General features: G+C 45.0%; 13 protein-coding genes. 11 read left to right on the plus strand and 2 right to left on the minus strand.

Going from position 1 to position 14931, the window contains the following annotated elements; all coding sequences use genetic code 11:
* The first annotated feature begins 212 nt into the window (after positions 1-212).
* The 8 genes from IEW76_RS08995 to IEW76_RS09030 all read left to right on the plus strand — a co-directional run bounded on the left by IEW76_RS08995 (position 213) and on the right by IEW76_RS09030 (position 10823).
* Positions 213-1727: a S41 family peptidase gene (locus IEW76_RS08995; protein ID WP_188652993.1), complete on the plus strand. Its 1515-nt coding sequence runs from the start codon at positions 213-215 to the stop codon at positions 1725-1727.
* Between the two features lie 667 nt (positions 1728-2394).
* Positions 2395-3585: a PDZ domain-containing protein gene (locus IEW76_RS09000; protein ID WP_188652995.1), complete on the plus strand. Its 1191-nt coding sequence runs from the start codon at positions 2395-2397 to the stop codon at positions 3583-3585.
* 470 nt (positions 3586-4055) lie between these two features.
* Positions 4056-5966: an N-acetylglucosamine-specific PTS transporter subunit IIBC gene (gene nagE / locus IEW76_RS09005; RefSeq protein ID WP_188652997.1), complete on the plus strand. Its 1911-nt coding sequence runs from the start codon at positions 4056-4058 to the stop codon at positions 5964-5966.
* Positions 5967-6017: 51 nt separating this feature from the next.
* Positions 6018-7202 carry an N-acetylglucosamine-6-phosphate deacetylase gene (gene nagA / locus IEW76_RS09010; protein WP_188652999.1) on the plus strand — a complete coding sequence of 395 codons (1185 nt, stop codon included), beginning with the start codon at positions 6018-6020 and terminating at the stop codon, positions 7200-7202.
* Entirely contained in the window at positions 7199-7924 is a 726-nt protein-coding gene (gene nagB / locus IEW76_RS09015) for a glucosamine-6-phosphate deaminase (protein WP_188653001.1), read from the plus strand. The genes nagA and nagB overlap by 4 nt, the downstream gene beginning before the upstream one ends.
* A gap of 20 nt (positions 7925-7944) precedes the next feature.
* The gene (gene phnF, locus IEW76_RS09020) at positions 7945-8670 is read left to right on the plus strand and encodes a phosphonate metabolism transcriptional regulator PhnF (protein WP_188653003.1); all 726 of its coding nucleotides are present in this window, start codon (positions 7945-7947) and stop codon (positions 8668-8670) included.
* A gap of 10 nt (positions 8671-8680) precedes the next feature.
* Entirely contained in the window at positions 8681-9409 is a 729-nt protein-coding gene (locus tag IEW76_RS09025) for a sugar isomerase domain-containing protein (RefSeq protein WP_188653005.1), read from the plus strand.
* Positions 9410-9989: 580 nt separating this feature from the next.
* Positions 9990-10823, plus strand: coding sequence for an aldo/keto reductase (locus tag IEW76_RS09030; RefSeq protein WP_373285969.1), 834 nt, complete (start codon positions 9990-9992; stop codon positions 10821-10823).
* 174 nt (positions 10824-10997) lie between these two features.
* Here IEW76_RS09030 and IEW76_RS20970 read toward each other — a convergent pair whose 3' ends face one another.
* Complete coding sequence (locus IEW76_RS20970) at positions 10998-11132, minus strand: hypothetical protein (protein WP_268235058.1); 135 nt, start codon at positions 11130-11132, stop codon at positions 10998-11000.
* Between the two features lie 97 nt (positions 11133-11229).
* On the opposite strand from IEW76_RS20970, the gene IEW76_RS09035 reads away from it, so the two are divergent.
* From IEW76_RS09035 to IEW76_RS09045, 3 genes are all read left to right on the plus strand, one after another.
* Positions 11230-12189, plus strand: coding sequence for a LacI family DNA-binding transcriptional regulator (locus tag IEW76_RS09035; protein ID WP_188653007.1), 960 nt, complete (start codon positions 11230-11232; stop codon positions 12187-12189).
* Between the two features lie 65 nt (positions 12190-12254).
* Positions 12255-13310: a HEAT repeat domain-containing protein gene (locus IEW76_RS09040; protein WP_188653009.1), complete on the plus strand. Its 1056-nt coding sequence runs from the start codon at positions 12255-12257 to the stop codon at positions 13308-13310.
* A complete protein-coding gene (locus IEW76_RS09045) occupies positions 13298-14716 on the plus strand; it encodes a glycosyltransferase family 2 protein (RefSeq protein ID WP_188653011.1) in 1419 nt (472 codons plus the stop codon). The genes IEW76_RS09040 and IEW76_RS09045 overlap by 13 nt, the downstream gene beginning before the upstream one ends.
* 121 nt (positions 14717-14837) lie before the next feature.
* On the opposite strand, the gene IEW76_RS21075 is transcribed toward IEW76_RS09045, so the two are convergent.
* Positions 14838-14927, minus strand: a complete 90-nt coding sequence (locus tag IEW76_RS21075; RefSeq protein ID WP_373285970.1) for an IS3 family transposase — start codon at positions 14925-14927, stop codon at positions 14838-14840.
* Positions 14928-14931: the final 4 nt, after the last annotated feature.

Genomic DNA, 14931 nt, shown 5'->3' on the forward strand with positions numbered 1-14931 from the left:
CATATTATATTTAGGTTACATCTTTTGTGGCTCCAAAAAATGGTGTACACTAGTAGGTAAGGAATTAGGAGAAAGCTTTTCTTTTTTTATCGTGGACATGTCGGGTTTGTTTCTGGCATATAGTAGAAATATAAGGCATCTCACAAGGCGGTGTGATGCCCATTTGTGTAACATTTTCGGTGCGAAAATCGATTTATTCGAGGTGAAAAGGTATGAACCTAAGAAAACGGTATCTGGCCGTCTTGCTCGTTGCTTCTATGGTGATAGGGGCCATCATAACGTATGCAGGCGTCCAACTCGTTGAGCCTGGTGAAGGACAGGCTAAGAGCGAGGTGACAAACAGCGAGAGTCAGGCTTCTACAGACGAAAATCAAGGTTCAAAGGAGTCGCTCGGGGATATCCTCGATGGATTGAAAGAAGATAATAATGGTGAGCTATCAAAAGTGAACCGGGCCTATTCTTTAATCCAGGACAAGTATGTTCAGGACATCGACTCTCAAGAGTTAGTTGAAGGCGCGATTCAAGGAATGCTTGATACGTTAGAAGATCCATACAGTGTGTACATGGATCAAGAAACGATGGAGCAATTCAACAATTCTATTTCTTCCTCATTTGAAGGAATCGGAACAGAAGTGAGTATGGTTGATGGAAAAGTAACGATTGTCTCTCCGTTTAAAGGTTCTCCTGCTGAAAAAGCAGGCCTGAAGCCAAAAGACCAAATTTTAAGTGTAGACGGAGAAAACATCGAAGGCTTAGATTTATATGATGCCGTTCTAAAAATACGCGGAGAAAAAGGGACCACGGTTACCTTAGAAATTGAGCGTCCAGGAGTTCAAGAACCATTAACAATTGATGTCGTGCGTGACACGATTCCAATTGAAACGGTCTATTCTAGCGTAAAAGAAGTGGACGGCAAAAAAGCAGGTGTCATTGAAATTACGTCTTTCTCTGAAAACACAGCGAAAGATTTTAATACACAGCTTAAAGAGCTAGAAGACAAAGGAATTGAAGGACTTGTCATCGATGTTCGAGGAAACCCAGGTGGTTTATTCACATCGGTTCAAGAGATATTAAAGAACTTCATTCCGAAAGATAAGCCTATGGTGCAAGTAGAGAACAGTGAAGGTCAAAAAGAACGTTACTTCACAGAACGTGAAGGCAAGAAAGAGTATCCTATTACGGTCTTAATTGATGAAGGCAGTGCATCTGCATCTGAAATTCTAGCAGGCGCAATGAAAGAAGCGGGTGACTACGAACTGGTCGGAAATAAAACGTTTGGTAAAGGTACTGTTCAACAGCCGCTTCCAATGGGCGATGGCAGTAGTATGAAGCTAACCGTTTATAAATGGCTTACTCCTGATGGCAACTGGATCCATAAAGATGGAATTGAGCCAACGGTTAAAGCAGATTTACCTGACTACTTCTATACCAACCCAGTTCAAATTAAAGAAGAACCACTAGCGTTTGATCAAAATAGTGAAAAGATCTCTAACGTTCAGAAAATGTTAGAAGGACTTGGTTATAAGCCAGGACGTAAAGATGGTTACTTTAGTCAAGAAACCGTTCAAGCGGTGAAAGCCTTCCAAAAGGCGAATGACCTTAAAGCAACGGGTGAAGTGAACGAAGAAACAGCTTCTCAAATTCAGGCTAAAGTCATTGAGAAAGTCCAAAACAAAGAGAACGACACCCAGATGAAAAAAGCTCTAAACGTATTGTTTAGTGAATAAGGTAGCAGGAATTTAACGATTCGTATCGAATTAAATCCGTAGCATATCGCTACGGATTTTTTTCATGAATAGATGTTAGAGTTGGGGGAGAATTTGTCCTCAGCATTTCGTTTGTCCAGCTCCGGCGGGTAGGGCCTAGCGTGATAAGCAATCTGACTGCAGTGGGACAAGCCCACTTCCGTCATTTTGCTTATCCGGCCCCACACGACGTGGGGTCGTTCGACGTTGGCGATTAACGTGGCGGTTTTAGTCGAGCTTCTACTAATGGTTCCCCCGCCTGCGCATTTCATTTGTCTAGCTTCGGACCGCAGACACTCGGTACATAAGTCAATCAGCTACGTGAGGAAAAAGCGCCTCACTGCGCTGCTTGACTTATGACTGCCGTGTCTAAGCGCGGGCCTCGGCATTTCGTTTGTCCAGCTCCGGCGGGTAGGGCCTAGCGCGATAAGCAATCTGACTGCAGTGGGGCAAGCCCACTTCCGTCATTTTGCTTATCCGTACGGCCCTGGGCGACCCGCCTGCGCATTTCGATTTGTCCAGCTCCGGCGGGTAGGGCCTAGCGTGATAAGCAATCTGACTGCAGTGGGACAAGCCCACTTCCGTCATTTTGCTTATCCGTACGGCCCTAAGCACCCGCCTGCGCATTTCATTTTAGGAGGTTTACATCATGATTTCTGATTGGTTTTTGGAACTTGGGAGAGGGTTTGGGCGGTTGTTTTTGCAGCCGATTGTTTATTGGACCGTGTTGCTTTTGTTTATGGCTTCTGTGAAGCGGATTAAGCGGGAGAGGCGGGATTTTGGGAGTAAGATTTTTAATATATTTGCGGAGTTGCGTAAGACGATTGGGTTAAGTTTATTATTTGGACTTATAGTATCGATTGTTTCTATAGCAGTTGGTTTTTCCCTTCCTTATCCTGTTGTCTTATTGTGGTCGGCTGTTGTTATTCTTCTTACTTTGTCTCTTCGGTTTTACTGGATTTCCCCGGCTTATACGTTAGCACTAACTGCAGTGCTTTTATTATGGATCCCGGAGTTTAGTGGTTCGTTCCTTCCTGACTCATGGGTAAGTGTTTTAGAAGACACGAGTTTATCAGCTTTAGCGCTATTACTTGGGGTATTATTAATGGTTGAAGCGATTATGTATCAACGATTTCAGAATAATGATTCCTTCCCGCAATATGTAAAAGGGGGACGGGGAAAGTTAATTGGTCAGCATCGTTTGAAACGACTTGGTTTTCTTCCTGTTTTCTTCTTAATTCCAGGAGGAGCGATTGAGCCTTTTGTAGAGTGGTGGCCAATGCTTGCTGTTGGGGATGAAACATATGGCTTAATGCTAGCGCCGATTCTACTAGGATTTGAACATGTGGTTCGTGGTGTGTCTCCAAGGCATGCAGCTCTAACGATGCGAGCATCAATGGTTGTACTATCAATCGTTGTGCTTGGTTTGGCCGTCGCAAGCTTCTACTATCCGGTTCTGTCGTTGGCTGCTATACTTGTAGCACCTGTTGGACGAGAGATTAGTGCATTTTTATTAAGATGGCGAGATCACGGGAAAAACCCTTATTTCACGCCACGTTATGATGGGCTGCCCATTTTAGGTGTTATCCCTGGATCTCCTGCGGATGATATGAATTTGATTGTAGGGGAAACGATTGAGAAGGTTAATGGGTTACATGTTACGAATGAGCGAGATTTTTACCATGCTGTTCAGTCCAACCTCGCCTATTGCAAAATTGCCGTTCGGGATACAGCGGGGGAAATTCGCTTTGCTAAACGTGCGATGTATGAAGATGATCATTATGAGCTTGGGTTAGTTTTTGTTAAGGATCAGTATGCGAAGCAGAAAAAAGCAAAATAGATTGTATTTAAAAGGAGAGCGTATAGCTCTTCTTTTTTTATTGCATCTTGTGGTGTGGGCGGTTTTGCGAGTGTTGTTAGTTTCAGGATGCCAGCGCGAAGCGTCGATACGAACGTCTAAAGTGTCTGGATGTGTGCGCCAAGTATCGAGACAAGCACTAGAAGTGTCTGGGCTTCAGCACTGAGTGTCGGGACGAGCGCCAAAAGTGTCGAGACGTCAGCGCCAAGTGGCGGGAAAATCGCCAAAAGTGTCTGGACGTAAGCGCCAAGTGTCGAGACGATCGCCGAAAATGTCCGGACACATGCCCAAAGTGTCACATAAAGCCCCCAAAGCATCCTGACAACTCGCGAACATATTATAGTTAGATTTCGCTCACACTATTACTGGTATAGACAACTAGATAACTAGGTGGTATTCTATACGTAATAAAAAGCGTTTTCATTGTTATTATGATCTTTAGGAGGGAGCTTATGCTCAACTTTTTGCAACGTATTGGAAAGTCTTTGATGTTTCCAATTGCGACCCTTCCGGCTGCTGCGTTACTTGTGCGGCTTGGGAAGGAAGATATGCTTGATATTCCGTTTATTACCGCTGCGGGGAACGGAATTCTAGGGAACCTTGCTATTATTTTTGCTATAGGAATTGCGATGGGGTTATCTCACGATGGAAGCGGGGGCGCGGCCCTTGCTGGTGCGATTGGGTACCTTGTTTTAACAGAGGGAGCTCAGTCGATTGACCCTGATATAGATATGAAAGTGTTTGGCGGTGTGATCGCCGGTATTGCTGGTGGTTTGCTGTACAACAAGTATTACAATGTGAAGTTTCCGGATTGGCTTGCTTTCTTTGGTGGGAAGCGGTTTGTCCCCATTATTACGTCACTTGTGATGGTCGCGACAGCGTTTGTGCTAGGGTTTGTGTGGCCGCCTGTACAAGATGGACTTGATGCGCTAGGAAACTGGATTTTAAATGCCGGGACAGCTGGTGTGGGGATCTATGGAGTGTTAAACCGCCTCTTAATTCCTGTGGGCTTGCACCACGTTATGAACGCAGTGATTTGGTTTGATTTTGGAACATTTACGACAGCTTCAGGTGAGGTATTCCACGGGGAGATTAATCGCTTCTTAAACGGGGACCCAGAGGCGGGTTATTTCTTAGCTGGATTCTTCCCAGTCATGATGTTTGGTTTACCGGCAGCTTGTGCAGCCATGTATGTGGCAGCGAAGAAGGAGCGTAAAGCCGCAGTTGGAGGCTTGCTCTTTAGTATTGCATTTACATCATTCTTAACAGGTGTGACAGAACCGATTGAATTCTCTTTCATGTTCTTATCCCCTTTACTGTACGTCGTTCATGCACTCTTAACGGGTGTATCTATGATTGCAGCATACTTACTTGATATTCGACACGGATTTGGATTCTCGGCAGGTTTAATTGATTATCTGTTGAACTTTACATTAGCTCAGAATCCGTTGTTACTAGCTGGTTTAGGAATCGTCATGGGTGCTATTTACTTCGTGATCTTCTACTTCCTCATTATAAAATTAGATCTCAAGACGCCTGGGCGTGAGGATGAAGACATGGAGGAAGACGAAATCCAGACAGAGAAGGGCGACTATGATGCGGTCGCTTATCATTATATTGAAGCTCTAGGTGGTATGAACAATATCGAAAGTCTTGATTACTGTACGACGCGTTTACGAATGCAGATTACGGATCAAGACAAGGTTGATGAGAAAAAGCTTAAACGACTCGGTGCTCGAGGAGTCATGAAAATGAGCAAGAAGAATCTTCAGGTTATTGTAGGAACAACCGTTGAATTCGTTGCCGATGCGATGCGGAAGCGAATGGATCGTGGGGATACAGAATCTCCAGACGAAACGGTTGATGGAGCAGCTCCGTGTGAAGATCCGACCTCCGAAAAAGCGTTAGGTGGAGAAGATTTTGCGCTGCCGATTGAAGGTCGTGTGATGGAGCTAAGGGAAGTTCCGGATGAAGTATTTGCTCAAGGAATGATGGGGCAGGGCTTTGCTATTGATCCGAGCGGCGATACATTTACATCTCCTGTAGAAGGGAAAGTTGTGAACGTGTTCCCGACAAAACATGCGATTGGACTTGAAACAGAGACTGGCATTGAGATTCTCATTCATATTGGACTCGACACAGTGAAACTTCAAGGAGAAGGATTCGAGCTTCTTGTTGAAGATGGGCAAGCGGTGACGAAAGGGACGCCTCTGATTAAAGTTGACTTTGATAAAATCCGTGACAAGGTGCCTTCTATCGTAACGCCGATTGTGTTCACGAACTTGAATGGTGAATCCTTAACTCTTCATAAGACGGGGAATCAGGATTCACAAACCACTAACATCGTAACGATACAAAAGTAAACCAAGAAAAAGGAGGGTCCCGGCTCTCCTTTTCTTATGAGGAGGGCTGATATGTCTAAGATTTATGCGATTAAAGACGTGGAACTGGTTTTAGAAGACGGAACGGTTCAGGCCGGTCACGTCTTCATTCAGGACGGAAAGATTCAAAAGATAGGAACTGATATGCGTGACGAAGCTGAGGTGATGATCGACGGGCAGGGGCACCAACTCACCCTTTACCCTGGCTTTATTGATGTGCATATTCATGGAGCGAATGGCTGTGATGTGATGGACGGAACGGAAGAAGCGTTAGAGGAAATGAGTCGCGTGCTACCAAGAGAAGGAACAACAAGTTTTCTTGGGACGACGATGACGCAGTCTCATGATGCAATAGAACGGGCCGTTGAAAATGGAGGTCGCTATGTTGGCCGACAGAAGCCAGATGGAAGCGCAGAAATGCTTGGCATCCATTTAGAAGGTCCTTTCATTTCAAAAGATAAAGCAGGAGCTCAGCCGCTTGAGCACATCGTGCCGCCGCAATTGGATCTGTTCCAGAAATGGCAAACGAAGAGCGGGGGACATATTAAGCTTGTCACGCTTGCCCCTGAACTAGATGGAGCACTTGATTTTATTACGTATTTGTCAGATGAAGGTGTGGTGCCTTCGATTGGGCATTCGAACGCAACGTTTGATCAAGTGAAAGAAGCTGTTGCCCATGGAGCGAAGCATGTGACTCATTTATTTAACCAGATGAGCGGTCTTCACCACAGGGAGCCTGGAGTGGTGGGTGGAGCGCTGTTACATGATGAGCTGATGACGGAGATGATCGTAGACGGCATTCACGTTCACCTTGATGCGGTCCGTCTTGCCTATGCACAAAAAGGTTCGGATCATACCATTTTAATTACGGATGCGATGCGTGCTAAATGTTTGCCAGAAGGGGTGTATGATCTTGGTGGTCAAGATGTCCATGTAGAAGGCGGAGAGGCCAGGCTTCGAGACGGGACATTAGCCGGAAGTATCTTAACCCTTCAAGAAGCGGCCCAGCGTATGAAATCCATTAGTCATTTGACGAAGCACGAACTGGTTCAAATAACGTCTGAGAATGCCGCGAAACAGCTTGGTGTTTTTGACCGAAAAGGAAGCATAGCAGTCGGAAAAGACGCCGATCTTGTCCTGATGGATGATGCGCTGAACGTGGTGGCGACGATCTGTAGAGGAGTTATTAGTTACCGTAAAGGAGAGGAACTTTCATGAAGATCATTGTAACGAAAGACGATCAAGAAATGTCTCAAAAAGCAGCTGATCTGTTACAACAGTGCATGGAAGAGAATGAAGAGAGCGTGCTTGGGCTTGCGACAGGTGGAACGCCTAGAGGGACGTATCAGGAGTTAATCCGACGCTACAAAGCAGGTGAGCTAGACTTCTCTCATGTGACAGCTTTAAACCTGGATGAGTATGTTGGGGTTGATAAAGACCACCCACAAAGTTACCACACTTTTATGAAGGAACAGCTTTTCCAACATGTTAATATAGATATAGAAAAAGCTCATATCCCAAATGGTCAGGCGCCGAATTTACAAGAAGAATGTGAACGTTATGAAGCGTTAATAGAGCAGGTTGGGCCGCCTCACATTCAGCTACTCGGGATTGGCCATAATGGTCATATCGGGTTTAATGAGCCTGGAAGTTCGTTTACGAGTGAAACGCATGTCGTGGAGTTAGCGGAATCTACTAGAGTGGCCAATGCGCGTTTTTTTGAATCGAAGAGTGATGTGCCGAGTCAAGCGATTACGATGGGGATTCAATCCATTATGAAGAGTGAAAGAATCGTTCTTATTGCGAGCGGTGAGAAGAAAGCGGATGCGATCAGGAGGCTTCTTTCTCAGGAAGTGAGTGAGGATTTCCCAGCTTCAGCTCTTCATTCCCATCCTGATGTGACGCTGATTGTCGACTTGTCTGCCTATCAGAAGATCTAAGATTAAGAGGAGGGGTTATCATGCTGGATAAACGTTCCCCGATGCCGATGTACTACCAGATTGAAGAGCATATGAAGCAAAAAATTCAACAAGGTGAATTTGTACCTGGTGATATGATTCCGTCTGAGAGAGAATTGTCTGAGACGTATGAAGTGAGTCGGATGACCGTTCGTCAGTCGATTACGAATATGGTTAATGACGGCATTTTGTATCGGGAAAAGGGTCGTGGAACTTTTGTGGCCGAGCAAAAGATTGAACAAACGTTACAAGGAATGACGAGCTTCACGGAAGATATGAAAGCACGGGGAATGGTTCCAAGCAGCCGTTTGCTTCATTTTGACGTCGTTCCCGCCCAAGCCGAGATGGCTGAGAAGCTTGGGATCAATCAAGAAGAGGAGCTATTTTTAATTCAACGTATCCGTTTTGCGGATCAAGAACCGATGGCCGTTGAAACGACGTTTATTCCGGCAAAATTGGTTCCAGGATTGAATCAGGAAATTGTGCAAGGTTCTCTCTATGAATACATGGAGGCGACTCACGGATACCAAATTGGAAGAGCAACACAGCTAATCGAAGCGACCATAGTGGATCAGCAGGAAGCTGAGTTGCTTCAGGTTCCACTCTCTTCACCAGTGCTTGTGATCGAGCGGAATTCAGTATTAACAGATGGAACTCCTTTTGAAGTAGTGAAATCCGCTTATCGTGCAGATCGCTACAAATTTAGCAGTGACATCACTAGAAAGTAGAGGTGGAACGGTGAGCACGACGTATCTGACACAACTCATAGAACATTTAACTGAACTTCAAGAAAAACGTTCCGATCATCTTCACACGATTTCAAAAGCAGTTGCCCATCGTTTGGAGCTTGGAGGGATTATTCAACTTTTCGGAAGCGGACACTCGAGCTTGTTGGCGCAAGAACCGTATTACCGAGCCGGAGGCCTTGTTCCAGTCAAACCTGTGCTAGTGGACGCCCTTATGCTTCACAATGGCGGACTTCAAGCATCGGAAAAGGAGCGGGATCCGTCATTTGGGGAAACGTTTGTAGGTGACTTGGATATTCAAAAGGAAGACGTCGTCATTGTGATTTCTACGTCCGGACGTAACCCGGTTCCGGTAGATGTTGCTTTAGAAGCGAAACGCCGCGGCGCTCTAACGATTGGTCTTCAGTCCCTAGCTTATCAAGGAACTCAGCCTTCCCGTCATCCGAGCGGGAAACGCCTAGAGCATGTAGTAGATGATGTTATCGACACCGCCGTCCCAATTGGGGATGCCATTTTAGAAGCGGAGGACATTGATCAGCCCTTTGGCCCCTCATCCACCGTGGTCGGAGCCGCCCTTATTCATGACGTATTTACAAGAGTCATCCTCGAGATGAAACGACGAGGCAACCCCCCTCCTATTTTCAAGAGTGGCAATGTTGAAGGAGCAAGCGACCATAACGATCAACTGATCGCAGCTTATCGGGATCGGATTGATTATTAATAGTGGAGGACTAGTATCCGTTTAGGGTGCTGGTCTTTTTTTGTGAATGGTGTGGAGGCGCAATTGTGGGCTCACGGCTAGAAAGTAGTAGAGCACGGCTGGAAAGAGCGGATGCACGGCTAGAAAGCGCTGGAGCACGGCCAGAAAGAACGGATGCACGGCTAAAAAGCGTGGACGCACGGAGAGAAAGCCCGGACGCACGGCCAGAAAGTTAGGGAGCACGGCCGAAAAGAGCGGAGGCACGGCCAGAAAGCGCGGGAGCACGGCCAGAAAGAGCGGATGCATGGCCGGAAAGCGTTGGAGCACGGCCAGAAAGTGAGGGGGCACGGCAGAAAGCCATGGGGCACGGCCAGAAAGAGCGGATGCACGGCCAGAAAGCGAGGAGACACGCCAAGAAAGTTAGGGAGCACGGCCAAAAAGCACGATCGCATGGCCAGAACCCCCCCCCACCTCATCAGAAAACGACAAGCTCGCCATTCAAATGTGCAAATGCCAAGTCCAAATTTTTGTAATCATTATTCTAATGGTGGTACGCTAAAATAGCTGAGCACAAAAGCTCAAGAACTACCCGAGGGGAGTAATAATCATGAACAGTTTACAAGATACAATCAAGCTAAATAATGGCGTAGACATGCCTCGTTTGGGGTTAGGCGTATTTAAAGTAGAAGATGGCCAAGAAGTCATTAATTCTGTTAAATGGGCATTAGAACATGGATACCGTAGCATTGATACAGCTGCGGCTTACAAAAACGAAGAAGGCGTGGGTCAAGCGCTTAAGGATTCAGGTTTAAATCGTGATGAGATCTTTGTAACGTCAAAACTTTGGAACTCCGACCAGGGGTATGAGGAAACATTACAAGCATTTGAGGCGAGCCTTGAGAAGCTGGGTCTTGAATATTTAGATCTATATTTAATTCACTGGCCTGTTGAAGGAAAGTATAAAGAGTCTTGGAAGGCAATGGAGAAGCTTTATCATGACGGTAAGATCCGTGCGATTGGCGTAAGTAACTTCCACCCTCATCATTTAGATGATTTATTGAAGGATGCGGAAGTAACACCTGTCATTAACCAAGTTGAACTTCATCCGAAGCTTGCTCAACAAGAAGTACGCGACTACTGCGAGAAGCATGACATTGTAGTGGAAGCATGGAGTCCACTTATGCAAGGACAAATTCTAGAAGAGCCTGTTATTCAAGAGCTCGCTGAAAAATATAACAAAACAGCTGCGCAAATCGTCATTCGTTGGGATCTTCAAATCGGTATCGTAACGATTCCAAAATCTACGAAACAACATCGCATACAAGAAAATGCCGATGTATTCGACTTTGAACTAACAGACGAAGAAGTGGTGAAAATCACACAACTTAACGAAAACCACCGCGTAGGTCCAGACCCAGACAACTTTGATTTCTAAATAATAGACCAATCCAGAAGGTACCTGTCCCACTCGGACAGGTACCTTCTTTACGTTAATACAGTAAAGGGTGCCAGACACGCGTCTATGCGGTAATGTGATAAAGGGTGCCAGGCACCCTTCACTTCTTTAAAGCGTGAACGGGTGTCTGGCACCCTTTAGTGCTTTAGTGTGTTAGTCTTCGGGGAAGTCGTAGAAGATTGTTTCGTAGTGGGTTTCTGGTTGTTCTTTGTTTTGATTGTGTAGGTAGTGAACGATTCCCCATTCGAATAGACATAGGAGGGTGAGGGTTAGAATTCCGATTATCATAGTAAATCTTCCTTTCTTTTTGATTGGTTTAAATTTACTATAGGGTATGAAACGCGTTTCATAGCAAGGGTTTTTTACATATAGATGAGGTGAGGGTATGGCGAATATAAGAGATGTAGCGAAACAGGCTGGGGTGTCGGTGACGACGGTGTCGCGTGTGTTGAATGATCATCCTTATGTCACGGAAGAGAAGCGGCTTGCAGTAGAGAAGGCGATGGAGGAGCTTGGGTATTACCAAAATATCAATGCAATCCATTTATCTAAAGGGGAAACGAGGTTAATAGGTGTTGCGGTTCCTTTCATTAACCATTCCTACTTTTCTACGTTGCTTAACGGAATTGCAGACCAGGCGCTTGTGCGTGATTACAACCTTGTATTTTATCAGACCAATTATCAAGAACAAGAAGAGAGAAAGGCATTAGAAGCGTTGAAGCGAAAGCAAGTAGACGGCTTACTTATCCTTTCTCGTGCTAGTGGATGGGAAGCGGTTGATGAATACCAAGAGTTCGGGCCGATTGTGGTGTGTGAATCATCGAACCATACCCGTATCCCTTGTGTATCGGTTGATCATTATGAAGCTTTCCGATTTGGCATGCGCTATATGATTCAAAAAGGTCATCGACACATCGGATATTGTATTGGACGAATGAATGGGACAAATAGTAATCTAAGAGAAATGGCTTATTGTGAAGAATTGGAATTTATAGAGGAGCCTTATCGGAAGGATTGGGTATTTAACAATTGCTTAACGATTGAAGATGGGAAGCGCGTGGCCAATGAGTACATGTCACTTGAAGAGAGACCATCGGCGTTGCTCATAACGAGTGATCAAGTAGCTGCAGGATTCAGGATGGAAGCCGAGAAGCAGGGAATTCGTGTTCCAGCTGATGTTGCGATTCTTGGATTTGATAATCATCCCATTGCAGAAGCGCTTGATCTGACGACAATTGAACTCCCTCTTCATGAAGTGGGGATGTCCCTTGTGGAGAAAGTTAGTAGTAAGAACCCTACTTCAGCTATCTATCCGTTTGAACTAGTCGAGCGCGGAAGTGTGTAAAGTTCTTAGGGGATCCGCCATATACTGCCATGTACATTATTCATTTTAGGAAGGACGTATCATTGATGAATTTTTCTATCATTTGGGTCGCGCTTTTTGTCCTTATGTTAGCGCTTGTACTTGTGGGGTTTCTCATGTTTCTACTCTTTCAAAAGAGCAGAACCATTCGATATGAAAGAAGGAAAGAATCTTATAGAGAGAAACTAAAACCGGTCGTTCAACAAGTAGTTTTGTCAGGAGAAGAAGGGCATCCAAGACTTATCCAAAATGAACGAATCGTTTATGAAGTTCTGTCTGAACTGCTTGAAGAGCTGACTGCGACGTTAAAGGATCCTTTTGTAAAAATGCGAGTGAATTCGTTTGCTCAGTGGACGATGACAGATTACTATACACGCTTGCTTCACCATCGGCGATTTAGTTTACGTATGAACGCTCTTTATCAAATAGAAGATTTTCAGGTGCAAAGCTTTCAGCAAGAGTTATGGCACCGCTATAAACATAAAAAGTACAAAAATATAGCAGAACACTATCAGCTGATGCGCACACTTAGCGCGCTCGGTTCGGAAGAGCTTATCTATGATCTTTTAGATACCCACGAACCTTACCCTAAATTTTTGTACAAGGAAGTACTGCGCAGGCTTTCCAAAACAGACACTGACCGCTTTATTGATCAGTGTGATTCCCTGCCTCTGTCGTTGCAACAGGCTGTTGTGGAATGGATCGGAGAGACGAAAGATTACAGCAGAATTCCTTTTTTAGAGGAGCGCCTTGAAAGTGACTCTTTCGAACTTCGGATAAGCTTGTTAAAGGTCATGGAAACATTCGGTTATGTGTCGCGTCATGACGCTGTTCTGGCTCTTGCCACCTCAGACTACTTCCAGGAACGGATGATGGTTGCCAGAATTGCTAAAGTGACCGAGAAGGAAAGGTATAAGTCTGTACTCGTAAACTTGTTGTCAGACGCTAATTGGTTTGTTCGACAGGCAGCTGGAGGGGCGTTAACCGTTTATCAGGATGGCGATATGATTTTAGCTCATGTATATGAAACGAGTGAAGATCCTTATGCCCGGGATATGGCGCATCAGTGGTTAGAAAGTGAGGGGGCTGTATGGAAATCATAGGAGCAGTGATACACGTTTTATTTCAGCTATTTACCTATCTATTTATTGCCTATATGATCGTCGTCATTGGGTTTTATTCCGTCATGCTCGTTATTTCGTCAAGACAGCTCCGGGAGCAGTATGGCCTGAATCAAAAAGAACCTTATGAAGATTATTTGGATAATATTGATGCGAAGCCTGTGTCTGTTATTGTACCTGCTTATAACGAAGAAATTGGTATATATAATAGTGTCCGAGCGCTCTTAAGTATGAATTATAGTGAGTATGAAATTATTGTTGTGAACGATGGATCTAAAGATCAAACGGTAGATATTATGATTGATAAATTTGATATGAAAAAGATTCCTCGCGTCGTGCGAAAACAACTAGATACAGAATCGATACGAGGGATCTACCAATCTTCTATTCACAGCAATGTATTCATGGTTGATAAAGAAAATGGCGGGAAGGCTGATGCGTTAAACGCTGGTATTAACGTGTCACGATACCCATATGTCTGCTCATTAGACGGAGATTCAATATTAGAACGGGATGCTTTCTTGAAAGTCATGAAGCCCATTATTGAATCAGATGGGGAAGTTATAGCAGCCGGGGGAAGTATACGAATTGCGAATGGGTGTCGAATTGAACGGGGCGAAGTGATGGAGATTGGGTTATCGAAGTCTCCTCTTGTCGTGATGCAAGTGATTGAGTATTTGAGGGCCTTCCTTATGGGAAGAATCGGACTTAGTCGCCACAACCTGTTGCTGATCATATCAGGTGCGTTTGGCATATTCCATAAAGAATCCGTCATACGCGCTGGCGGCTACCGGAGGGAAACGGTAGGTGAGGATATGGAGCTCGTTGTCCGTCTTCATCGTTTAATGAAAGAAGAAAAAGAGAAGAGCCAAATTGTTTATTTGCCTGATCCCGTTTGCTGGACAGAGGCACCTGAGGATACCACGATGTTAAAAAGACAGCGAAGCCGGTGGCACCGGGGGTTATTCGAATCCCTTTGGCATCATAAGCGCATGTTGTTTAATCCGCGATATGGAAGCATTGGAATGATTTCTGTTCCTTATTTCGTCTTCATTGAACTCATAGGACCTGTAATTGAGTTGCTTGGCTATATTCTAGTACCTATAGGTGTTTTAACAGGGCTCATTAACGTACAAGTTGCGATCCTTATGTTTTTACTAGCACTTCTATACGGTTCGATTCTTTCTATGGGGGCTGTTCTTTTAGAGGAGTGGAGCCTGAGGCGTTATCCGAAAGAGAGTCATATCGTTCGGTTGTTTTTCTATGCCTTATCGGAGACGTTTTGGTATCGTCCGTTGACTGTTTTCTGGCGTATGCTTGGGCTTATTCAGGTTGTGAGGAAGCAGCAAGGCTGGGGTGAGATGAAACGAAAGGGGATATCACAATAAACATCTGTAAATGTTTGTTGAGTGGGTAGGGGTGGCTGGGGAACGACTCGCTTTCCGCGGGCGAGCTGTCGAGCCTCCTCGGGCGAAGTTGAACTTGAACCATAAAGTTGGACACAAATTCTTAAGCTGCTTCTATAGTTTGTTGGCGATAATTGGCAGGGCTCTTCCCATTTAATCTCGCTTTAATTCTTCTTGTATTGTAATAATGAATGTAC

Origin of the sequence: Pontibacillus salipaludis (assembly GCF_014642405.1) — a bacterium.
In the GTDB taxonomy this organism is placed as follows: domain Bacteria; phylum Bacillota; class Bacilli; order Bacillales; family BH030062; genus Pontibacillus; species Pontibacillus salipaludis.